This is a genomic window from Bacteroides sp. AM37-9 (genome assembly GCF_003603455.1).
Taxonomy (GTDB): Bacteria; Bacteroidota; Bacteroidia; order Bacteroidales; family Bacteroidaceae; genus Bacteroides; species Bacteroides xylanisolvens.
The window spans coordinates 69,762-92,841 of record NZ_QTNF01000017.1; the positions used below are offsets into that span (position 1 = coordinate 69,762).

Here is a 23,080-nt window from a genome sequence, read left to right on the forward strand (position 1 = left end):
TTTTATTGTTTGTAATACGGATTTTGATAAAGAATAGCATCCTTCACCCAATTAGGTTGTGCATCTGCGGTGAATACACCACCTTTGGAATCAATATACAATGCCGGATAGCCAGGATATTTTTGTAACAGTTCTTTTACGAATTCTGGTATTTCATCTTTTTCTTTTGTTTTGTCTTTTTTTTCAGGTTTTTGAGAAGACTCTTTGATAGAGGAGGTATCTGGAGTTTCAACAGTGTCTTGCTCTTGTTTTTCAGATTCTTCATTTGAAATAACCGGTGTTTCTGAAGTAACTGTAGGATCTTGTGTTTTAACCTCTTCTGTAACCGGAGCTTCTGTATTCTTTTTTCTAGCCATAACTTAAATTAAAAAAGGGAATGGAGTACCGACTCCACTCCCTTGTGATAAACTATGATGAGATATTTAATTCAATTTGTTATTCTGCATTTTTGTAAGCGGTCCATGCTACGATTTCTGCCGGACGAACGATGTTTACATCCATTTTCATTCGCATCTGGAAGAAATACAATTCGCTGTTAGCTTGTAGCCGTTCAACCTTTACTACTTCAGCGTCATTTGCATAGTCAACCCCCATCCACAGGTTAGATTCCATGCCGGTAGTAAATTCTCCGAGTACGATAGTATGTTCTGGAATGCCGACAATAGGTACAATACGCTTACCTTTAAAACGATACTCGTTAACCTTAGTATTGTCGGAGTATTTCACTGTTTTGTCGCTTAGATATTGATCATATAAATCCCAAATATCCCAGCCACATACAAATACCAGTCCTGCTTTTTTACGGATTTGTTTCGGGCATTTCTTCCACATAGCATTGAGAGCGGCTTCTACATTGGCACCTGTGCTCAATTCTGTAGTACCGGCAATAATGACTTGTCCACCAGCTTTCTCTACCTCTGTTGCATTTGTTGCAGTATTTGCCAGAATACGTTTGATTGCACCGTCAAAGTATTTCATTGGGCCACCGGCATTTTCACCTCCAATCGTTGTGCAACCTTCAGGAGCGGTAATTTTTGCGGCAGCTGAACCACCTTTTGCGGAGCACCAAATAGACTCACCGATATACTCATTCTTTCGATCCATCAAGAGGCGCAGCATTTTAGCTTGTACTTTTGGGTCTAAGTCACGGAATACCAAATTACCTTCCGGCTGGGCAAATTTGTAATACTTTTCATAGTCACGGGGGTTAAATTCAAGGTACACCATGAATTCTTGCGGTTCCAGGTAACGTTCTGTTAATGTGTATTGGTTCAATCCACCAGTAGTTCCTGCTCCTGCGCCATGAGTTGAGTTTGGAGTGGGGACGTTATCTTGAATTACTTTTCCCAATTGGATAGTGGGGATGGTGTATTTGAACTGGATTCCAGATTTGATATGAATCAAACCTTCTTTGTATGTATCATTCCCTTGCGCGGTATATGTCAGGAGGTCATTAAGGACCTCACCAGAATATGTGTTTTGCGCAAAATTTACTGAACTTGCCATGTTGTTTATGTTATTTTGTTTTAGTCAAGTGTTTTAAATTGGAAATCTGTTCCTACGACAGCTTCAACAGCCTTAGCCATTTTCTTTTCTGCCTCGGTCATCTGATTTTCTGCATTTTCAATGTTGGCAGGATCATTTGCAATTTCAGCAGAAATTTTATCACGTTTTGGAATGGAATTCAGTGTTGCCTGTACCATCTCAAAATCGTTTTGAGCCATTTCCACCCATTTAGGTTTTGCATCAGAATTGATTTTACCTTCAGCAATTGCATTGTCAACGAACTGTTCGATAGTTTCTTTACGTTTTGCTTCTTCAGCATCTTTGTAACTTTTCAATTCGTTCTTGACAGTTGTCAATTCGTTTTGAACATTGGTAAGTTGCGCATCCAATCCTTCTTTCTGAATTTTCAAAGCATTGTATGAAGCCTGAATTTCTGCTGCCTTGTTTTCCGCATTTTTCAATGCATCAATTCGGGTAATAACAGCTGAAACTTCAGAGGTTTTCTCCAAACCAAGCTGGGCGCATACAGAACCAAATGCAAATTCTTGTTCTTTGTCCATTGTTTTTTGTGAATTTGAATTTTCTATTTGATTTTGATTAGGAATAGAACTGGAATCATCAAGTGGTTTAAAATTGCCCAGTTCTGTATTGATAGAAGCCATGATTTTTTGAAGGGCGTTCGCTTCCACTACTCCTTCAATTTGATCTTTTACTTTATTACAAACCTGTTTAGAGGTTTTTAAAACACATTCTGCTGATAATATACCGGCGTTTACGGCAGATTTTGCATCAAAATAAGTTCCATCACAACCTTCTTTGCCATCCATGATTTCTCGAACCTTAGCTTTCGTAAGACCAAATCTTTTATGATATATGGTCTCAATCTGTTTCTGAAAAGCATTTACAATTTGTTCATTGTCTGGGTTGCGTGAGTTTTCGTCACGTATGAAGGGGTTATGGATCATTAAAATAGAATAGTCACGCATGTAAGAACGAGTTCCTGCCGCCCACAGTACTGAAGCCATTGATGCTGCCAATCCTTCTACAATTGTTTCAACTTCAATGGGACATTGCTGTATAATGGAGAATGTTCCCATTCCGTACAGAACGCTTCCACCTTCACTATTAATGCTGATTACAATTTTCGAGGGTTTAACGTAATCTTGTATCCATAAAAATTCATCATTGAAATTACGTGTGCTCTCTTCGTCAATTTTGCCATAGAAGCGCATATATACCGGTTTTGCTTCTTGCGCTTCTCCAACTACATATTTTAATTCATCTACTTTCATTTGAGCTTTTTCACAAGAATAGGTATCAGCTTCTTTAATGGTTGTAAGTTTGTTATTCGACTTGACCGGTTGGAGGATCAGTTGAAGGCATTTCTACAGAAGGTTCATACTTAGCTACATCTTCGATTTTAGGTTCCTTGTGATTACCATGTGCTTCTGAATCATGTTCTGGTGCATCAGAATGGTTCGTGAATGGTGGCATAACTAAATACCTGTCTACCCATTTGCGATACTGGAAAGAGGATGATGTTCTAAACCATATCTCGTAGTCAATCCAGTATGGCTGTAGCCCATGATCTAAAGATTCCGGCATATCAAAATAGGTAAGATTGCAACGTTCATTTAATGCTTCTTCGTAATCTTTCGCATCTTGAATTGCATCATTGATCTGTTGAAAAACGCGAAATCCATGTGTCTCAACAATATCGTCACTATTGTTTAAATCATTAAGCACAAATCTGATACGCATAGTGGCACGCCCTTCTCCAATTCTTTGTTGGGCAACTAAATAACGTACATTCACAAACCGAATAAATGCCGCAGGAAAAGGTATAGCATATTCTGTATTACCACGAGTACGAACAATACGTTCAAACTGTCCGTTATCTATTTTTACAGTTTGAAATAGTTTAGGCGAATTATTATCGTTAGGGTCTGTATGTAAGGACTCTAATACACGTTTTACAGCTAAATACACATCCTCTAAAGGGTTGTTGTCTACTTCCTCCAAAGTAGTATCGTCATCATCGGGAAGGGGAGAGGTGTCTTTTGCAAACGTGTCTTTTAAACTGTCCGGTAAATCTGTTTTATATTTATCTACTATCATTTTGGAAAGCCATCAAAAATACGAATACTGTAAGATGAAATTTTATCAGCTACGGTTGTAGAATATCCTATAAATTGCCTTTGTCTAATATAGGATGCTGGAGAACCTGGTTTGGCAATTTTCCCTCCTTCATTATGTATTGCTGCATAACAAAAGTTTCTTCCATATTGCCTATTACTAAATTTGAACATGTCTGGATCTGTGAATAATTTAACACCACGATTCTTATTAGAATGAAAGCGTTCCCATATTATTGAATGTTTTAATGCTCCTGTTTCTTCCAATATAGGGTGTGGCTTATGATTACGTCTGGATTGCCAAGAAAAAGTTCCGGCTGAATTGAACCGCCGGAGATAAAAAGAGTCTCTAAATATTTTTTTTGCGGCATTACCTACCAATGTTTCAAAATTGAATACATTAACTTCAAATTTATTAGGCAATCTCAACCATTGTTGAGCTAATTGTCTTGGAGTTATTACTTTTCCAGCCATTTGTCCTTAATTTTATTAGCAATGGTGCGCAGCCTCTTTTTATGCTTTTTAGGAATAATAAAGTATGAATGTGCATCACTAAATATTCGCCCACCCTTTGCTACACTTTCTTTAAATACTGGATTAACAAAATCGGGCATCTCAATAATTTGTCCCATCACCTGTGATAATTTGGATTGGTTGAGAACGTCAGCACTTTCTTCTACTAGAAAACAACGGCATCCATGTTCAATTGGGGGGATTAACCATGCTGGGAAAGATGCTTTGCGGTAGCTAGTCCCTTCTAATGCAAGGTGCCAAGGGCGCACCCTATTATCTCCCTGTGTCATATATGTTAACACTGTATTATTGCTATACAAAATCCAACCAGCAGCAATTCCCATCGCATATTCAATATCTTCGTTTTCAATATTCGCGTATATGCTATTGTATCTGTGAAAAATATTTTCAGCTTCTGCCAGATCTACTTCATTGGTAATATTAAAATTGTCTGGAAGGTTCTCCGACATCTGAAATTCTTCAGCTACTGCAAAATCAACAAGATTATCTAATGCAGCTACTAATATATTACGTTGCTCTTTTTCTAATTTGGTTAATCCATCATTGTGATTACGAAGTAATTCCAGTGCTTTTTCAAAGTCCATACCAAAACCTTTGATTGCATGATTCAATGCAAATTCCGCACGTAACGTCATCATTTCTTCTAATAAATCCCAACGATCCTCTATATTGCCATAGTCCTGTAAAAACTTCTGGAAAACAGCGTAGATAGCAAGGTATTCAGCATTCTCTTCATCTTTGTTCGATTTAGATTCTGCAAGGACGGAAGGAGAAGTGCTATCTTTTATTCTCCTTCCATTAGAAAATTTTCAACGTTGCTTGAATTCTTTCGTTCACCACGCCTATGCCCATATCTTTTGTAATATTCTTCATCGGACATAATGCGTCTATCATTGGAACTTCCATTTATGCTCCCGCTATTACTTGCCATTTCCGATATAGCGTTAAATTGTTTCCCTACGACAATACCAAATTCTTTTTCGATTTCATCTGCTGATACTTCATACTTATCTGTAATAAAAGAATATAAGCTAATCTTGTCTTTGTTACTCATTTCTACACGGTTGGCATATTTGAATTCTAATCCCGGCTTGATATATCCCATAGATACTAATCTAGGAACGATCTCTTCATTCATTACATTTTCAATGAAACCGCGATACATTTCTATGCGCTCCCGAAAAATGTCTTGGTGAGCATTTGTTGATCCAACATAAGATTGGGTTGCTCCAGCCATAGATTCAGAGCCAACTATTAAATTAGAAACTTCTGTATTGGCAAAATTTATTAAACTAGTATATATGTGTTCGGAATTTGACATTGTAAATGTCTTAATGTCAATATCATCGTTCAATCCTGTGACTATTATTTTATTCTGAGCCGCATTTGCAATGTTTTGTGCTAATCGTTGTCGATCTTGGATGCTTTCTGATTCAGTCTTACCATGTATGATAGGTTGACCATAAGTATGACTAAAATTAACATAATTAGCAAGAGTGAATTTTTTTGCAAGGATAGTTGGGGTAGTTGCAGAGAATAGCCCCAAGTCACCATTATCAATAAGTATATAATTCTTGGAGTATTGCGATGAAGCAATATCCCATCCAGGATTCCACTGCCCTTGTCTTTGCACAACTCGTAATTGACTTGCCAATACATTTCTTCGCTCAATAATATTTACTTCAGCTAGCTTTCCTGTTAAAGGATTAATATCAGGCATTATTTCTAATAAGGTGTAACCGTACCATTTGGCTTCAACAATACCTTTTATGATTTTAGTGAATTGAGAACCTTGTATCTTTTTGGTTTCTTCTACATCCTTAATATATTTTCCTCGTTCATTTTGTCTTGCCAACATGTATCGTTCGCCTATAATCTGTGATTCTACAGTTTCTAATACTGCACGTAAATGAGCATCCTGCTCTACACATGCTTCGTATAAATCTATCAGTGGACCACGATCATCTAAAACAACCCCGCGTGTTACTTGGGATTGAATGGATTTGTATCTACAATGACGGTCAATCTCCCTAACATATTCTTGAATAGTTTTTTTGCTAGTTTTAAATATGCTTTCTAAAGGAGTGCCGTGAAATGTTGTTTCTGCACTAATTACATTCATATTAAGAGTTTTTGAAAGAATAGATAGCGAGTCTAAAGTTGGTTTCTATATATATGATAAGGTAGGAGTATATGTATTATAATCTGAAATTTGTAAATATCAGTATTATAGATATATAGCTATAAAATATGTGTTAAATATATAATTTTGTATTGTCAATATGATAAAATAAAATATCTTTGCGTCGATAATTTAATGTTTAACAAATAATACGTCATTAAAATGAGTAAAGATTTTAATTATTTTCGCATTAAGATGGCATACAAGGGCACAAATGATCTAGGTGCTATTGTTCCCATCAAATCAGAAGATCTGGTAATGGCTACATGCTATACCGAAGCAGAACAAATCGCATATAAGTTGGCTGAAGGAAAAGATGAGTTTGGTGATGTGGATGTAGAAATTGTCCGCACCAAAATTTCAGAAGTTGCTTATAACGATACATTTGCTACTGATACTGAACTAATTTGTGGATTAATATCCTATTTTTTTGAAGAAAGTGAAGATACAGAAGTTGGGTTGTATCAAGTATCTCTTGTTTATTATGATGTGGACGAAAAGACTGGTAAAACCAAAAGTTCCAACAGTACAATTTATGTACCGGCTTATTCTTCATCTGAAGCGATAGAAAATATTCGCACTTACTTAAAACAGGCTGGGGAAACACGTGAATATACTATTCGCAATGTCAAATATGACAAAGCACAATCGGTCATGGTTACACCTGAAACTCATCAAAACAACATTAGGGTATAATGACTTCTCCTAAGGGAACCGGGAAAATTATAAATATCAAATGTACAGAAGTCTCACTCCCGGAATTTCCTAATCTCCTTTTTGGAACTCATTTTGATGGTAGCAGAATTTTTGATGCTACATATTATCTCCAATCTAAAGACCCCGACAATAAATTAAGCATAGAAGACTTCTTTCATAAGTTTGATTTCCAAATCAAGGCTATTGCAGAAACTTACAAGTTGCCTTTAGAGAAACTGGTATCAATCAACACGGAGGGGCATCAATTGATTGACGGATGTTTATGCTATCCGTTTTTATCTTATGTTGATCCGCAATTCTGCGCATATATCAATGAAATAATAGACGAAATGTTTGTTACTGGAGTTGTTGTGTCAGATACACATTTAATTTCGTTGGTAAAGAAAAGGCTTCCTCCAGAATTGCTCAAACAAATTTGGGATGGCAGAGAAGATTTTTCGTAAACCCAAAGCTGTCTTAATATTTAATCGCAGAAAAACATTGGCTCTTATGGCTGCTTCAGTAAATGAGGCAGCTAAAATCAGCGGTTTAAAGCCTGGAAATATTTCTAAGGCTTGTGTCGGTACATTGATTTCCAATGGTATGTATTATTTTAGATATATAGGCAGTGATGTTGAAATAGAATTATCAGATATAGGTTCATTGAAGTTAGAGGAATATGACAAATTATGTGGTATCGAACGTCAGACATATCCCACGATGGCGATGAACCGTAAAAAATGGAAATATAATAAAAACAATAGAACGTATGAAAGTAAAAGTTTATAGTACATCAAAACATCCGTTGCCTCAATACGCAACTAAGCAATCAGCAGGACTGGACCTAAGAGCAAATATTGATGCTCCAATTACTATTAATCCTAGAGAACGTGTATTGGTTCCAACAGGATTACATATACAACTTCCAGAAGGTTTTGAAGCAAGAATTCAGCCTAGAAGTGGACTGGCCCTTAAAAAAGGAATCACTTGTCTTAATTCTCCAGGATGCGTGGATGCCGACTATCGAGGTGATGTAGGTGTAATTCTTATTAATCATGGAACAGAGCCGTTTACTGTTAATGACGGGGAACGGATTGCCCAAATGATTATTTCTAAATATGAACAAGCAGAATGGGAGCCTGTTTCTTCAATCGAAGATTTAGAGACCACAGAACGCGGTGAACAAGGATTTGGGCATTCAGGAATAAAATAAGAAATATGGGGTACGTTTTATGTGCCCCATTATTTAATTTATAAATATTATAGGATATGGAGCTTAATTTTACAGTTGAAACAAAAGATGTGTTGCTTGATATGATTAAGCGACACAATAAAATGTATCGTATGGGTACGCCAGAAATTTCAGATGCGGAGTATGATGCAGAAATAGAACTATTAAAAACACTTGATCCAGACAATGAATGGTTCAAACATACCGAACCCGCTTTTGTACCTGAAACCCGAAAACGGGCTTTGCCAATCCCAATGAAATCTTTAAATAAAGTAAAGGATATATCAGAACTTAAAAAATGGTATATGTCTTTAGGCTTGAAAGGAAATGCAGGTGTAATATGTATGCCTAAGCTGGATGGTCTTTCTCTACTATATAATGAATTAACTGGTGAGGCATATTCTCGTGGAGGGATAGAAAATGAAGGGCAAGATTGTACTAGCCATTATCGAGCATCCATTCAATGTTATAACCCTGCCAGCAGTTTTCATTATACTTTTGGAGAATTTGTTATCAACAGAAGTGATTGGGAGCGGCATTTTCATGGGAAACGTTCTAAATTCACAGGAGATATTTTTAAATCACCGCGTAACACAGCTGCCGGTCTTTTAAATAGAGATGAGCCATGTGATTATCTTGAACACGCTTCTTTCTTCAGATATGGGGTGGATGAGAGTTCCCTACATGATTATAACAACTTCCATAGTCTGATAGAAACTATTTGTAATATCTATCAACAAGAGCATCTTTACCATTTTGCTTTTATAGATGAACTGAACGAAGAGCTACTGATGAATTTATTCAAAGAGTGGAGTAAGGTGTATCCAATTGACGGTATTGTGATTTATGTTGATGATTTGCGCTTATGGGAAGTTATTGGCAGACATCAAACATCTGGAAATCCATTATATGCCATTGCCTACAAACATCCAGATTTTACAGAATCTTTCGAGACAACAGTAAAGGATATTGTATGGAAAGTCAGTAAGTCGGGTGCCCTTAAACCTGTGGTTAATATTGAAATGGTTGATACTGGAGATTGCAACATGGAAAATCCTACTGGATATAATGCCGGCTGGATTAATGATCATGAAATAGCAAAGGGGGCTGAAATATTAGTTACTCGTTCTGGAGGGGTAATTCCTAAGATTCTATCAACTCTTACCCCAGCAACACAAGAAGAACAAGAGAAATTATGGGATGAAATGTCAGAGTGTCCTCATTGTAGTTCATCGACTATGTGGAATGAGAATCACATAGAACTGTGTTGCACTAATCCTAGTTGTCCAGGTGTTCAATTAGCTAAAATTATATTTTTCTATTTGACATGTGGGGCTGAAAATATGGGAGAAGAAACATTATCCAAAATATTCAATGCAGGCTTTACTTCTATACCGGCGATTCTTAACATTACTTTTAACGATCTGATAAAAATCGAAGGATTCGGAGACAGTATTTCAAATATAATATTGGAGAATAACAGAAAAATCATGCAAGGAGTTGATTTGGCGACTTTAATGCAAGCCAGCGATTGCTTTAAAGGAATAGGAAAAATAAAGGCCCAAAAAATATTGGATGAAATGGATGATGAGGATTTATGCTCGTTCTGTCAAGGGTGGTATATCAATCACGAACCGGATGTTCAAAGCGAAGACTTTAAGAATTGTCCTATAACTGTACAAAACTTATTGTTAGGGTATTTTCCATTTATGGCCTTTTTAGAGGAAACTAAAATACCTTACAAATTGTCCCCAAAGACCGTTGTGCTGGAAGGTAAATGTAAAGGTTTGTCCATCTGTGTATCAGGATTTCGAGATAGTAATCTTGAAGAAGTAATCACCAACGAAGGAGGAAAAATTGTTAGTGGGGTGTCTAAAAAAACAACACATTTGGTGGTGAAAGACAAGTCTGCCAACTCATCAAAAATATCCAAGGCCAAATTATTGGGGATACCAATTTTATCAATTGAAGAATTCTGTGATTTTTTTAATAATTAAATTATTGCATTACAATATATTAGCGATTAATATTGATTTAAATTGATATTAATCGCTTCTAAATTTGTATAATTGGATGTAATATCATACTTTTGCATTAAGTAAATGAATTGATATAATTATGGCAAAGAAAAATCAGTTAACTAAAAGTGATTATCTTCCTATGGAAGAATATAAGAAGTTATTACGCCTTCTTCATAAGGATCGGCAATATTTATGGGAACTATATGCTCGACTGGCATTCTGCACTGCACTACGAGTATCAGATGTATTGTCTTTAGCATGGGCTGATATTCTCCATAAAGGTTCATTGACCAAAATTGAGAAGAAAACTGGAAAAGTACGAAAAATCCCATTTAATTTAAGTATTCAAACGAGAATAGAGGAACTTTATATATTGCTTAAACGCCCTAATCCGAATGAATTAATATTTAAAAGCAAATTTACAGGAGTATCTGTCTCTTCCCAATATCTTAATCGGATAATGAAAGAATGGAAAGCTAAATATAAATTGGATATAGAAAATTTTTCTACACACACTTTTAGAAAAACATTTGGACGATATGTTTATGATACAAGCGAAAACAAGTCAGAAGCACTGTTACTATTGAACAGGATATTCAATCACTCTAACATTGAAATAACTAAAATATACATCTGCATTAGAGAAGATGAAATAAATTCTATATTCGATTCTATCCGTCTCTAACTTCTTCGCTACATTTTACATTTTGATTTGCACGACATGTGCCCCTATCTTTACTCCATAATTGGATAAATAAAATTGACCATGTTTATACAACAAAAGAGGGGACTGTCTGTATCCCCACCCATCATCATTACTTGTGAATTATGTAATACGCTGGAGAACCTGGATGAATGTAATCCTCCGGGAGATATTTTGCGTATTATGAGTAAACGAAATGTCTGTTCTAAATGTGCTTTCTGGATGGATAAAATAGCTCATCCGGATATAGGTAATGAAGTTATTGGTTCTCATTATTATATTGTATATCCATTTGTAAAACGACCCAATAACGTTATTAAAGGTTCTGAAGGCAAAGAGTTTTATATTCGGCGATTTGATGGAACATTAATCAAATCCAATAATATATGGCATCAAGGTGAAATCCCAGAACATTTTAGAAAACAATTGCCAGATACTGCCAATTTCCTATCATTGATAACTTATACCAAATTATCTAACGACCCTCATAAGTGTCAGGCTAAAGGATGTTGGGATCGCTATAATTGTCTTAGATATAATTTATCTTGCGAACGAGATGGACCTTTCAATAAGATTCCGGCCAATCATACTATTGGCGATGAAAACTGTCCTTCATTTATAAATATAAACGAATTAAAAATATGATATATGCAATTTTTATACTATGCTTAATATTGTTTGCCATTGCCATTTATGCACTTCGTAAACTATCTAAGCAATACAAAACTCTTCAAGAGATATATTATCTTCAGAAGCTAATGTTATCTCACTCTCAATTTACGAATGATGCCAATGAAATGATTTTATGGAAAATCAGATATGATATATGGTGCTGGAATGAAAACTTAGTAAAATCGGAAAATTATGAAATGGCACAACAAGCCAAAGTAGCAACTAATATTATAGCTGATATGATAACTTTTTATCGTAACAATTTAAAAGCGGATAATAATGATACATACATTAAAAAATGAGATGGAACGAATGTGGAATCAGTTTGACCATAAAGCGTTTATCTCAAATGATCCTATTCAAATAGTACACCAAATACGGAATCTTTCTGGGAGAACTACAGCGGATATTGAGGTTTGTGCAATATTAACGGCTATGGTTTCATGGGGACAACGTAGTCATATAATATATTGTGCAGAGAAGTTGATGAACGTATGTGGATGGGAGCCAGGTAAATATATTAAATTGGGTGATTTTTATGATATTCCGGACGAATGTAGTATTTACCGTACTCTTACAGGAAAAATATTTAAAGAGGTGTGTCATCAATTAAGATGCTTCTACAGTAAACACGATTCTATTCAGGAATATTTAAAAAAACATCCCATTTCACTTGATGATTTATTACTCACGCTATGTAATTGGTGTGAACCGGCCCGTCTTGGAAGTCCATATCGTAACTCTGCTTGTAAACGTATTAATATGCTATTGCGTTGGATGGTTCGTAAAGATGAAATAGATTTAGGAGTATGGCAGACTGACTTAATCAAACCTAAAAAACTATACGCTGTTATGGATACCCATGTTGCGCAGCAAGCACAACGTATGGGGATTATATCTTATCCTAAAGAAAGCTGGAAGGCTGTTATGGAACTCACTCATGTTTATCGCCAATGGGATGCAGAGGATCCATTAAAATATGATTTTATATTAATGACAAAAAACTTGAAATAAAATGATTGTTATTCTTTTAATTGTATTGTCGCTTGTCTCAATCGCGGCTATAACCATTGTGGTTGCACAGAATACAGCTTGTAAAGATTGTCCTTTTAAACGGACATGCGATGAATTGTTGAGCCAAAATCAACTTAACTTGTGCCAACAAAATAATATGCCAAGTCAAAACGAAGAGAAATAATAAATAGATGTATAACGAACTAATTTAATAAAAGTATGGATATAGAAAATAAAAACAGGGTTTCTGTAGAAGATATGAGAACATGTTATGCTGAAAGATTTCCGTATGCACCCAATAATCAACGCATAGGACGATTTGCAAAACAAATAGGTTTCCGTCTTACCAAACAGATGGTTAAAGGGCAGATTATTAGTTTTTATATAAAAGATGATACAAGTAAATGAGTACGTTTTCCGAGAAATTCGATAACCACTGGAAGTGCATCCCATACGCAATGGCAACATTAACATCCAGTGATGGCTTTATGATTTTATTTCATCTGTTACGAAGAGGCTATACGGATGGAGATAAGACAACATGCGCCATATCCAACAAAGAACTAGCTGACGTCATGGGAACTTCTATTAGTTCAGTACGCCGGGCAATAGATACCTTGAAGCAACTTAATCTTATCAGCTGTTCTCAAAATAAAGGGGCACTTTGCACATTCTATGTAAATTGGAGTGAGATACGAGCAATACATAAAGTAAGTTCTCAAATATCAGATAAAGGATGGGTATATCTGCGAGGCTTGTGCTTAAATAGCGAGGTACGTCCAATTTCAGCGATTCCATTGACCATATTGAACGATGTCGTTCGTCAATATCCACACACCTCGCTCAATATGAACACACCCTCGCTCAATATGAACACACCCTCGCTCAATATGAACACACCCTCGCTCAATATGAACACACCCTCGCTCAATATGAACACACCCTCGCTCAATATGAACACACCCTCGCTCAATATGAACACACCCTCGCTCAATATGAACACACCCTCGCTCAATATGAACACACCCTCGCTCAATATGAACACACCCTCGCTCAATATGAACACACCCTCGCTCAATATGAACACACCCTCGCTCAATATGAACACACCCTCGCTCAATATGAACACACCCTCGCTCAATATGAACACACCCTCGCTCAATATGAACACACCCTCGCTCAATATGAACACACCCTCGCTCAATATGAACACACCCTCGCTCAATATGAACACACCCTCGCTCAATATGAACACACCCTCGCTCAATATGAACACACCCTCGCTCAATATGAACACACCCTCGCTCAATATGAACACACCCTCGCTCAATATGAACACACCCTCGCTCAATATGAACACACCCTCGCTCAATATGAACACACCCTCGCTCAATATGAACACACCCTCGCTCAATATGAACACACCCTCGCTCAATATGAACACACCCTCGCTCAATATGAACACACCCTCGCTCAATATGAACACACCCTCGCTAATAGACGAAGAAAAAGGTGAAGACATAGAAAAACTATCAGAAAATGTAGTCAAAGAGCAATCTAACCTCGTTCAATATGAACAGGGGTCCGCTCAATATGAACGAGGGTGCGCTCAATATGAGCGAGGGTGTGTTCATATTGAACGAGGGTCCGCTCATATTGAACAACAGAATAAGATATATATAGATAATATAGAGAATAAAGAGAATCATAACGAACGAAGTGAGTTTAATAAAGAAACTGATATGAAGATTTTGGAATGGTTCAATTCTCGTGACTTATCTTTTCCAGATCTTTCTTCTTCTGATTTTGAAACCATCATTAACCTTCCAGATTTTGCCGATAATGATTTTGATATGGCAATAAGAGAAGTTTGGGGATATTTGCAATATGATGAAGACTCTCCAGATAATTACATTCCAGTTGAATATTTCAAAGATATTCTTTACCGTGCTTGGAATGATTTAAAAACTATCAATCCTGATTTCTCTCTTTCAGAACAAGACATGAAGAATATTTTTGGATTCGATGTTAAGATGCAAAATGGAGAACCTGTATGTTATGTGACTCCCAGTAAAATTAAAAACATCAATCAATCTCCCTCATCTTCCAGAAAAATTAAACGAAAAGGAGTAGAGGACCGAACCTCCAGATTGATATTTCTTGAATCTCTCCGGCAAGTCGCCGAAAAAGATACGAATATGTTGACGGACGCCGAGTATGCAATATGGCTTATGATTGAGTTTGTGAAAGAACGGGAAAGTAATCAGCAACCTCGTCCATCAGAAGTGACGAAAGCTGCTTATGAAGATTTGCTTAAACGTTTCTCGAACGAATCGAAGGTGCCTGTAGAAGATTTGAGAACCCTATGGAAAGAGCTTCCTCAAAAAAATACAGTTAAACTTCATCCTCAACAGTTGTCAGTTGGTAAGATTATAAGCTATAACGTGCAGGTAAATCAGGCAAGTGATGTGGAGGAGCTTTATAACAAAAAGATGGCAGAACAACCATGAAGTCTTTTGCCACCTTCCAGAATCCTTTTCCTTAGCCGGACTTGATTATCTTATTTCGGGTTCGGCTAAAAAGTTTCTTCTAATTTCTATTTCTTCAGACAGTATTCTAATCGCATCTTTCTCTCTTCGAAAATAATTGCCTGCCAGATAACGTTTATTGCTTGTTACAGTTCCTTTTTCCACATCTGAAGTAACTTGCATCTTATCCGTAATATACCAGTATCGTTCTCCTGTAGCTACTTTCATGTTCAAAGGCTCAATTCGTTTTAGAAAATGATTCCATGTTTTACCGACCTTAGCTAATTCTACATCCAGAGCCTTTCTTTGATAATCCGCTGGCTTGAAAGTTGTGAACGAAAAATCATCTATTTTTCCCAAATACTCGTTCATGCTGTATTTAACTGGTTCCCCTTTGATAACATAGCAATACATAACAATGTCTCCAGAGGATTTATCTACAAGTCTTACTACCCCATATCCTTCTTGACCAGTTTTATGATTATGGAAGCATACTAAATCACATGATTTGGGAATATATTTATCGCTTATTACGAAAAATGGGTTGCCAAATTCCTGGCCATTTTCATCTAAAACTAAATAGAGGCGATTTAAAGCATTTTCTCCGGCTGGGGTTATAATGTCTACAGGAATTGTTATTTTGTCGAAATTAGGCGTGTTTCCGTCAATTCTAAGGCATATTAAAACTGTATTCACATTCCCTTCTTGTACCAAACCTATAGAATCGTTCCATTTTACTGCATCTCCAGCTCCAAATCCTTTGTCAAACCAGTTGGCAAATGTAGCGTAATCGAGAGATTCAGGATCGTCTGAATAACTGGAAGGTACATGCAGCTTAATATTATATTCTGTTTTGCAATAAGAACTGATTCCTTTAAAATCAATTTCAGACTTATATTTTCTTTTTCTTAGAAAATGCTCTACTTGTTTTTTAGTTTTCATATTTGGATAAAATAATCAATTGTTAGGCAAATGTAATATGATTTTTTGATAAACATCAATTTGGATATAAAAATTTAGCTTAATTACCACAAAACGAGACTGAAAAAATAGGTGGCTGAAAAAAATCAGAAAACTTATATATTGAATTTTTATATCGTTGTCAATTTGAATATATTGGAAAATAATTATTTCTCTGTATTATAAAAAATAAAGTTAATAAATTGATGCTGGGATAATTACGAAATCTCTACTTCCAGATTCGATATATTATAAAATTGATGTTAGAAATTGGAGATAATTTTATTGTATTGAATAACGTGGTCTGGAAGAGAATTGGCTTTTTGTACTATGATCGACTTTTGAAAAAACGAGATTGAAAAATCAGGTCGGATTATATATACGGTATTCGCTCCATAATTGACCGGCTCTGCCTTCTTTTTTTTATATTTTTTATTGCCATATTGCTGTAAATCAGTTAATTATATTGTTTCACTAATATACAAAAGTGAAACAAATGTGCTTTTGTTCTTTGTTTTGCCTATTCTTTTGTTTTTGATACTCTTTTGAAATTATTACAAATTTACCCTTTTGTGTATGTGATTTGTTCCCGTTCCTTTTTGCATCCAGGTAACAACATCTTACGCGCGTATATGTGTGCGCATGTGTGTATGTGTGTCACGATTTGCCCTAATAAATAACCACGCACACACGCGCGTGTGTTGGGATACTTATTTTATTGATTATCAATTGTTTATAAACAATCTTCTTTGTTGCGTGTTTGTATGTTGTTGAAAATCAATTGTTTACAAATTATTTTAGCTTTAAAACAAAAGTTTTTGCAGTTTTATTTGTGTATATCAAATAGGCGTTATATCTTTGCAACGTCAAGTTAAGATAACGGCTACTTGATAAAGTGTTTACTTTCCGTTTTGGTTTTATCTGTAAACCTACAAAAAGCGAAAACCGCAAACAGATACGAGATAATAAACGTAATTAATAACCGTAAAAACAAGAAGTAAGAAACGGACAAAAGAAAGTAGTACATAAAAGCAAAAGGAGTGCGAAAGCGAAAGCAAAAGCGCACGCCCAGACATAAAACGGGATGTTTTGTGAACGGGGAAAGAATGCACCTGACTGTAATGCTCAGTTATTAAAGAGGGTTATGCAAACCGTCGTTAGCCCCAGGTGTGTCCATACGTTAAAACTACGCAACCGCTGTGATAGCGTTATGAGTTTAGCAAGTTGTACGTAACAAGCGCGTAGTATGCCTAGAATGTGCATAAATTATACCCTCGCCAGTGTGGACGTGAGGAAAAAGGGAAAAGTGTAAACTTTGTGCCATAGTTGTGCCCAGTTGCCGACTGCATACCGAAAAACGGATGTTTACACAAAGGTGTGAAAATCTGCCCCTAATGCGAACTGAGAAAGATATATGCCCTTGCGTATATATGTAATCACCAACGCAACGCAGCCCTAACAGTGAAAAAGTGTATGCCAAAAGTGTGCTTTAACGGTAACGATGGAAATTACCTACCACATAGGCGAAAGCGTATGTAAAAAGCTGCAATTCAATCGGTTTGGTTGCAGTTGGTGAGCACTCATACACAGGGCGCACGGCTCCGTTGCGCTGTTAGTGACGGGCAAAAAGTTGTACATAGAGTGTGCTGGATAGGTGAATGTCCAGTATGCTCTGATTGGGCTTTAACGCAATCGAAAGCGTGTAAACGTTTTCGGTGGTGCGTTCCTATTTTGGTAGGTCGGGGTTCGATTCCCCGATTGCCTACAATGCGCTATTGCAGAAAATTCCTAAAAAACAGTAATCATGGGAACAATTAGTAGGTATAACAGTGTACAATTTGAGAACTTGAACGCAAACGAGTTGGTAGGCGTAACTTTGGTGTATAAGAGTGTAAACCGTGACGGAGAAACGCATTATTCAGGACTGAATTTTGCCGGTGATGAATACACGCCAAAGGATAAGACACAGGACGAGATTTTCCGCGTGTGGAAGAATGTGGTAGCTACGTTCTGGACTGTGAAAGCGGTGGAAGCTGGGCTGCGTGAAGATAATGGTGGTATTGCATCCAAATTGCGTAGCGGTACACCGGCTGAAATCATAGTGCGTACAAGTGATTGCAAAGTGTCAAAGAAGTGGGATGTTGAGGGAAGTGTATGGAGCCGTATTGGTTTGGTGCCTACAAAGAAAGACCTGGATTGTGCAGCGCGTGATTTTAAGAAGAAAATCCATGCTGCTACAAAAGCGTCTTTCGATGCTCTGAAATTCCGTTTGAACTTTGAAGAAGTAGCCGCAAAAGCTGCTGACTATTATGAAATCTTGGGTGTGAAGCATGATGCTACGGAAGCGGAAATTAAAGCTGCATACAAACAAGCTGCTAAATCTGCTCATCCTGATGCCGGTGGTTCCAATGAAAAGATGCAAGAGGTAAATGCAGCATGGGAAGTTCTGGGAAATGCTCAAAAGCGTGCGGAATATGATGCGCGAATGGCTGCATAAATAAAGAACTGGTAAGTCATAACATACATAGCACGTCTGAAGGTGAATACAGGCGTGCTATTTTTATGGGTAAAATGAACGTGGAAGCGTAGCGTGCAAGAAGTGCGAGTCTTTGTTACCCACTTTAATTGTGGCATGTACTTTTGAGTGCGTGCCATTTTTGTGTCTGATTGTAAACCTTTAAAATATAAAGCATGAAACGAGCAAGAATCCAAAGAACGAGCGTAAAAGTTATTTCTACCTCTTGTGCAAGTATGACATTCTATTTGCCTAAATCTCAAAATGTTACCGTGAAACGGAAAACTGTGTATGATTTATTTAAAGCGTAAATCTATGAAGAAGTATGTTGTGGTATATAAGCGGAAAAAGTATATCAAAGTAGCTACTGCAATTGGTAGTAAATTTTATAGAATCTTGGTAGTTATATACCTGTTGTTTTCCTGTATTGCGATAAATGCCAAAACTATACGAGTATTTACAGGAAACATACAGCGCGTGGAGAAGACTGTGAGGATAGATGGAAACACTTACTTCCTAACATTGAAAGATGGTACCATGTACCAACTAGAGGATGAGAAGCAATATAGTATTGTATTGGAGAGTTGGAAATATTTCAAGTTTATAATGATTGATGTGAAAGATAATGGTAAAAAAGAATGATATAGCCAGTTTCTTCTACTATATGTGGAATTGCTGGGATGAGCACGAATGTGCTGTTGCTTTTGAAAAAGCCGAATGTGGATGGAGACATTTATGGAACAAGTGGCGTGAATATAATAGTCAAAATGGTCATTATGGAGCGGTAGAAGAATTTTTTGCCAATTTGGATGACAGGAATCAGAACTTACTCGTAGAGCGTGCACTGGAAATGTACAGCGGTAAAAAACGTATCAAATGAAAAAGATATTCAAAGTAATCGTGGGATGTGTTATTGTTATACTAACATTAAAAGCCTGCCGCTTGAATTATGTGTGCGATGTAGTTGATAGCATCCCAAAAGAAATCCGAGAGCGCATAATTACAGAGCACCCAGAATGCGCCAATATTGATTTGTTGGTGAAATTCTGGGAGACTAAAGGAGATTCCCTTGTTTCTGAAATTGCTAAGGAACAAATATATGACTGTGAACTTACCGAGTATTTGAAACTCCATCCTGAAGAGAACAATTAATATCAAGACAATAATGGAAACAAAAGTGTGTAAAGAATGTGGTCAGAGTTTGCCCAAATCAAATTTTTCTAAGAACAAGGCAACCAAAGATGGGTTGGCAAACTATTGTAAGAAGTGTGACAAAGAAAGAAGACGCAAATCCAGTGGGGGCATAACTCAACAAGGAGTAAAAGCTACTCTGAAAATGTCTGACTTTGATGACAACATGTTGTTTGCTGAATTGCGTAGACGTGGATACACTGGAGAATTACGTTATTCCAAAGTAGTAAATATATAGGTATGTACACAAGTTATGGCTGGGAATTGACTAATCTTTTGCAGGGACAAGATGAGGAATATCTGCTTGAAGTGTTAACGGAAAATTACAGACGTTTGAGAGATGTGCCAGATCATCTTATTGTGACATTGCTTGAATACCGTGGTTATACTGGAAGATTGATAAAAAGTGAAAATTAAAATAAAGAAGTATGATACCAGAAATTATTGAACAAATGCGCAAAGAGTTATACGATACTAAATTGTGCATCTCTGATTTCGAGAAGTATGATTTGAAAACTCTTGAAAAGACCAATGAGCCATTTTTTTGGTTAGTGCGCACACACGGAACACATTTGTGTTTTATTGGCCCCAGTGTAGAAAGTCTTTTTTCGTCAGAAAGTAACCGGTTTGCAATTATGAAAGATTCTCATGCTATTATCGCAAGTATTGTTTATTGGGACGATTTGGACTATAATAAGTATTTTTATTGGGATGGAGCACAGCTTCAGAAAGTATCCAAGGATAAGGTTATTTCAATATTCAATAATATTTGGGGAAGCCGGATACATCAACTTTCCATTCAATACCCTGAAGAGTATGCAGCCATAAACAAACCATTGGAATTAAAAATGTCCCCAGAAATATCAGAGCGTGTAAAAGAGGTCAAGAATATTGCTTCGGAATTGCAAGATTCAAGTTTTGAAGATTGCTTGAAAAGTCTACAAAAATGGGTGAGATTTGCCGTTAACCAACATATTGAAATATATGGTGATTTTGCGAAAAATAGCTTTGGATTCTCTGAGGTGGTAAATGGCGAACGCAAAATTTGCGGCGGGATAATTATGTCCCCAAATGCGACTGAAAGACGTTGGAGTATTCATACATAAAACAGTTGTAATATGAAGTATTCAGTAAATCCTAATCTCAATGCTGTTATGAATAGTATTGAGAAACTATTGTTATCCAAAGGAAAGGATAAGCAAGAGAGTATTCAAATTATTAAGAGGTATATAAAATCATTTCCTAAAGAACCGGATTATAACTTGGCACAACATGGAGGTATGCTTGTTTCCCCTTATGATGTGAGAGAATTGAATATTAAATGCGGTTATAGTGCTGTTGTTCAGAACAGAATCTCTGATGGGAGAGTCTGGAATGAATACTTGCTGCGGGTAGGAAGAGTTGCTAAGGAACTTTTAAAAGCAAACGAACTATGAAAGTTATATCAGAAATTTCACTTCGAGATTTCAAATTTTGGAGTGGGGGTGAGGATCGGGCAAAGAACTGTACCGATGAACAACTGGATAAAATTGAATCCATAATGGAGAGTGCTGCTCCTGAAAGTGGTTGGACCGATGATGACATAAATAATTTCTTTTGGTTTGACTTTGATACAATTGCAGACTGGCTTGGATACAAGGATGGAGAACATTTTGATGCAGGAGTTAGTGAAGATGATGTGAAAGAAGCGCAAGATTGGTTTGACGGTATCACAGACACCGAAGATATGATTGATATAGCCAGCCTTGACAGAGAAGACTATATTTCTACAGATGAAAATGGGGAAGAAGAATTTGATGAAGATCTTGTTTACTATGACTTTTCAAATTGGTGGAACAATATGGATGATATTGAACAAGTGAAAGAGTATCGTAAGCACGAGTAAAGTGTTATGGTAGAAATCCGGGTTCGATTCCCGGAACACTACATATATTTGTTGTTTCCATGTGTGTTGTTCGACATGTTTTTGTTTGAAGGGTGGCGCGATCAGAATGTTATTGTTCTGGTTGCGCCTTTTCCTTTAAAGTTAAAGCGAGTTAATATTCAAAAAGTGGACAACTATGGACACCATCAAAAAACTATTCGATAATAAAAACAAAAGGAAATATGCAAAAGGAATTGTTAGAAATAGAATTTCGTTATCATGACAGACCGATAGGTAGCTGCCCAGCTACTTCTTGTAGTAAGACAATTGCCATAGGTATATTTGATACTTTGGAAGAAGCAGTCAAAGCTGGTAATGAAACATTGAAGGTGTTGTCAGAACATTTCCAAGTAAGATCAGATGACCGATTTAAAGTTCGTGGTTTGTTTGGCACTCCAGATAGACTTGTAACAAATTGTTGTTATACAACTAAAGGGATTGCATATTTTGCAAAAATTACTCCTCTAAAATTTGATGATCTCTCTGAAACTATAGCAGAGACATTTAAAGCATACGATAGATACAGACAATATAGACGTGAACAAGAAAACGATGAATAATATGGATGTAATAGTCTTAAATCACAAAAACAAAGTATCCTTGCAGGTACAGCATGTAGATATTGGTAGTTCTATTGATTTGCATTTTCCAAACGAAAATCAATCATTTGATGCTTTTCAGAAACTTCGTGAAATAGGTGTGAGATGTTTCCATGCTGGTAAAAATGCTCCTTGTGGAGCTTCTGTAATGATGTATTCTTATGGTAATGATAATCTTCAACTTCAAATAAAGTAGTAAAATGGAAGAAAAGAAGTATATAAATATTGACAATATGGCGACACGCCTTTGTCAAATTCTCAAAGATGCACGTGAAAGCATGGTTGATGATGAAAATAAAGATTTTATCATGGAGAACTTTTCGGATGAGTATCTGGAAGATTACAGCAATGTAATGGCTTGGCAATTTAATTCTGATATGAAGAAATACTTGCATAATCCAGACCACAGGATTTGTGGTAATTTCAATAACATTGATTATGACTACCCTTATCATATTTATGGAGAGGTTACATACGATACGCCTCTTGTAAATGCTATGATCGCTAGATTAGATGCCGGTGAAGACAGCGAACAAGCTAACGAGGACCGGGACTTTCTTGCTGACTGGTTCTTTGAAACTTTTGGAACATGGGGAATATCCTATAATTTCCAGTCAAATATATCAGAGTTCCTTTATATGGAGTTTGAAAACCAACAATCTTAAATCA

General features: G+C 36.4%; 31 protein-coding genes. 23 read left to right on the top strand and 8 right to left on the bottom strand.

The features are described 5' to 3' along the window. Positions 1-2: 2 nt before the first annotated feature. The 7 genes from DW862_RS13390 to DW862_RS13420 all read right to left on the bottom strand — a co-directional run bounded on the left by DW862_RS13390 (position 3) and on the right by DW862_RS13420 (position 6,297). Positions 3-356: a hypothetical protein gene (locus DW862_RS13390; protein WP_008647821.1), complete on the bottom strand. Its 354-nt coding sequence runs from the start codon at positions 354-356 to the stop codon at positions 3-5. Between the two features lie 79 nt (positions 357-435). After that, positions 436-1,506 (bottom strand): hypothetical protein, encoded by a 1,071-nt coding sequence (locus tag DW862_RS13395; protein ID WP_008768575.1) that lies wholly within the window; start codon positions 1,504-1,506, stop codon positions 436-438. Between the two features lie 20 nt (positions 1,507-1,526). After that, a complete protein-coding gene (locus DW862_RS13400) occupies positions 1,527-2,798 on the bottom strand; it encodes an ATP-dependent Clp protease proteolytic subunit (RefSeq protein ID WP_115484572.1) in 1,272 nt (423 codons plus the stop codon). 52 nt (positions 2,799-2,850) lie between these two features. Further along, positions 2,851-3,624: a hypothetical protein gene (locus tag DW862_RS13405; RefSeq protein WP_008768577.1), complete on the bottom strand. Its 774-nt coding sequence runs from the start codon at positions 3,622-3,624 to the stop codon at positions 2,851-2,853. Next, positions 3,621-4,115, bottom strand: a complete 495-nt coding sequence (locus DW862_RS13410; RefSeq protein WP_032555571.1) for a hypothetical protein — start codon at positions 4,113-4,115, stop codon at positions 3,621-3,623. Before DW862_RS13410 ends, DW862_RS13405 begins: the two co-directional genes overlap by 4 nt. Next, on the bottom strand, positions 4,100-4,813 hold the full coding sequence (locus DW862_RS13415) for a hypothetical protein (RefSeq protein WP_008768578.1): 714 nt from the start codon (positions 4,811-4,813) through the stop codon (positions 4,100-4,102). The genes DW862_RS13410 and DW862_RS13415 overlap by 16 nt, the downstream gene beginning before the upstream one ends. 146 nt (positions 4,814-4,959) lie before the next feature. Further along, positions 4,960-6,297 (bottom strand): DUF935 family protein, encoded by a 1,338-nt coding sequence (locus tag DW862_RS13420; protein WP_008647813.1) that lies wholly within the window; start codon positions 6,295-6,297, stop codon positions 4,960-4,962. Positions 6,298-6,519: 222 nt separating this feature from the next. Here DW862_RS13420 and DW862_RS13425 point away from each other — a divergent pair, with 222 nt between their 5' ends. The 11 genes from DW862_RS13425 (at position 6,520) to DW862_RS26365 (ending at position 15,204) form a co-directional block, all read left to right on the top strand. Further along, a complete protein-coding gene (locus tag DW862_RS13425; protein WP_115484573.1) occupies positions 6,520-7,053 on the top strand; it encodes a DUF4494 family protein in 534 nt (177 codons plus the stop codon). Further along, positions 7,053-7,517, top strand: coding sequence for a hypothetical protein (locus DW862_RS13430; protein ID WP_008647809.1), 465 nt, complete (start codon positions 7,053-7,055; stop codon positions 7,515-7,517). The genes DW862_RS13425 and DW862_RS13430 overlap by 1 nt, the downstream gene beginning before the upstream one ends. After that, positions 7,495-7,842, top strand: coding sequence for a hypothetical protein (locus tag DW862_RS13435; RefSeq protein WP_008647806.1), 348 nt, complete (start codon positions 7,495-7,497; stop codon positions 7,840-7,842). The genes DW862_RS13430 and DW862_RS13435 overlap by 23 nt, the downstream gene beginning before the upstream one ends. Beyond that, positions 7,823-8,266 carry a dUTP diphosphatase gene (gene dut, locus DW862_RS13440; protein ID WP_109115717.1) on the top strand — a complete coding sequence of 148 codons (444 nt, stop codon included), beginning with the start codon at positions 7,823-7,825 and terminating at the stop codon, positions 8,264-8,266. Before DW862_RS13435 ends, dut begins: the two co-directional genes overlap by 20 nt. 56 nt (positions 8,267-8,322) lie before the next feature. Further along, the gene (locus tag DW862_RS13445; RefSeq protein ID WP_109115718.1) at positions 8,323-10,281 is read left to right on the top strand and encodes a BRCT domain-containing protein; all 1,959 of its coding nucleotides are present in this window, start codon (positions 8,323-8,325) and stop codon (positions 10,279-10,281) included. A 121-nt stretch (positions 10,282-10,402) separates the two neighbouring features. Next, positions 10,403-10,990 (top strand): tyrosine-type recombinase/integrase, encoded by a 588-nt coding sequence (locus DW862_RS13450; RefSeq protein ID WP_008647802.1) that lies wholly within the window; start codon positions 10,403-10,405, stop codon positions 10,988-10,990. A 240-nt stretch (positions 10,991-11,230) separates the two neighbouring features. Beyond that, positions 11,231-11,653, top strand: coding sequence for a hypothetical protein (locus DW862_RS13455; RefSeq protein WP_225720544.1), 423 nt, complete (start codon positions 11,231-11,233; stop codon positions 11,651-11,653). Continuing rightward, positions 11,650-11,982, top strand: a complete 333-nt coding sequence (locus tag DW862_RS13460; RefSeq protein ID WP_120068776.1) for a hypothetical protein — start codon at positions 11,650-11,652, stop codon at positions 11,980-11,982. The genes DW862_RS13455 and DW862_RS13460 overlap by 4 nt, the downstream gene beginning before the upstream one ends. Further along, positions 11,960-12,694 (top strand): TIGR02757 family protein, encoded by a 735-nt coding sequence (locus DW862_RS13465; protein ID WP_120068779.1) that lies wholly within the window; start codon positions 11,960-11,962, stop codon positions 12,692-12,694. Before DW862_RS13460 ends, DW862_RS13465 begins: the two co-directional genes overlap by 23 nt. A 219-nt stretch (positions 12,695-12,913) precedes the next feature. Further along, on the top strand, positions 12,914-13,102 hold the full coding sequence (locus tag DW862_RS13475) for a hypothetical protein (protein ID WP_032846052.1): 189 nt from the start codon (positions 12,914-12,916) through the stop codon (positions 13,100-13,102). Further along, a complete protein-coding gene (locus DW862_RS26365) occupies positions 13,099-15,204 on the top strand; it encodes a hypothetical protein (protein ID WP_243636488.1) in 2,106 nt (701 codons plus the stop codon). The genes DW862_RS13475 and DW862_RS26365 overlap by 4 nt, the downstream gene beginning before the upstream one ends. 45 nt (positions 15,205-15,249) lie before the next feature. Here the strand turns inward: DW862_RS26365 and DW862_RS13490 are convergent, their stop codons facing one another. Next, on the bottom strand, positions 15,250-16,164 hold the full coding sequence (locus DW862_RS13490) for a hypothetical protein (protein WP_117513990.1): 915 nt from the start codon (positions 16,162-16,164) through the stop codon (positions 15,250-15,252). 1,822 nt (positions 16,165-17,986) lie between these two features. On the opposite strand from DW862_RS13490, the gene DW862_RS13495 reads away from it, so the two are divergent. The 12 genes from DW862_RS13495 to DW862_RS13545 all read left to right on the top strand — a co-directional run bounded on the left by DW862_RS13495 (position 17,987) and on the right by DW862_RS13545 (position 23,076). Beyond that, the gene (locus tag DW862_RS13495) at positions 17,987-18,679 is read left to right on the top strand and encodes a J domain-containing protein (RefSeq protein ID WP_008768591.1); all 693 of its coding nucleotides are present in this window, start codon (positions 17,987-17,989) and stop codon (positions 18,677-18,679) included. Between the two features lie 333 nt (positions 18,680-19,012). Further along, complete coding sequence (locus DW862_RS13500) at positions 19,013-19,339, top strand: hypothetical protein (protein ID WP_229119730.1); 327 nt, start codon at positions 19,013-19,015, stop codon at positions 19,337-19,339. Continuing rightward, complete coding sequence (locus DW862_RS13505; protein WP_032846452.1) at positions 19,323-19,577, top strand: hypothetical protein; 255 nt, start codon at positions 19,323-19,325, stop codon at positions 19,575-19,577. The genes DW862_RS13500 and DW862_RS13505 overlap by 17 nt, the downstream gene beginning before the upstream one ends. Continuing rightward, positions 19,574-19,849 carry a hypothetical protein gene (locus DW862_RS13510; protein WP_008768594.1) on the top strand — a complete coding sequence of 92 codons (276 nt, stop codon included), beginning with the start codon at positions 19,574-19,576 and terminating at the stop codon, positions 19,847-19,849. The genes DW862_RS13505 and DW862_RS13510 overlap by 4 nt, the downstream gene beginning before the upstream one ends. Before the next feature lie 13 nt (positions 19,850-19,862). Then, the gene (locus tag DW862_RS13515) at positions 19,863-20,126 is read left to right on the top strand and encodes a hypothetical protein (RefSeq protein WP_032555573.1); all 264 of its coding nucleotides are present in this window, start codon (positions 19,863-19,865) and stop codon (positions 20,124-20,126) included. Between the two features lie 2 nt (positions 20,127-20,128). Further along, positions 20,129-20,305 (top strand): hypothetical protein, encoded by a 177-nt coding sequence (locus DW862_RS25925; protein WP_008647785.1) that lies wholly within the window; start codon positions 20,129-20,131, stop codon positions 20,303-20,305. Positions 20,306-20,316: 11 nt separating this feature from the next. Then, positions 20,317-20,994, top strand: coding sequence for a DUF4120 family protein (locus DW862_RS13520; RefSeq protein WP_032846450.1), 678 nt, complete (start codon positions 20,317-20,319; stop codon positions 20,992-20,994). A 12-nt stretch (positions 20,995-21,006) separates the two neighbouring features. Next, entirely contained in the window at positions 21,007-21,324 is a 318-nt protein-coding gene (locus DW862_RS13525; protein ID WP_008647782.1) for a hypothetical protein, read from the top strand. Beyond that, positions 21,321-21,773: a hypothetical protein gene (locus tag DW862_RS13530; RefSeq protein WP_008768596.1), complete on the top strand. Its 453-nt coding sequence runs from the start codon at positions 21,321-21,323 to the stop codon at positions 21,771-21,773. Before DW862_RS13525 ends, DW862_RS13530 begins: the two co-directional genes overlap by 4 nt. A gap of 221 nt (positions 21,774-21,994) precedes the next feature. Further along, positions 21,995-22,372, top strand: coding sequence for a hypothetical protein (locus tag DW862_RS13535; protein WP_008647778.1), 378 nt, complete (start codon positions 21,995-21,997; stop codon positions 22,370-22,372). A 1-nt stretch (position 22,373) separates the two neighbouring features. Continuing rightward, entirely contained in the window at positions 22,374-22,607 is a 234-nt protein-coding gene (locus DW862_RS13540; RefSeq protein WP_128131928.1) for a hypothetical protein, read from the top strand. Between the two features lie 4 nt (positions 22,608-22,611). After that, positions 22,612-23,076, top strand: a complete 465-nt coding sequence (locus tag DW862_RS13545; RefSeq protein WP_120068788.1) for a hypothetical protein — start codon at positions 22,612-22,614, stop codon at positions 23,074-23,076. Positions 23,077-23,080: the final 4 nt, after the last annotated feature.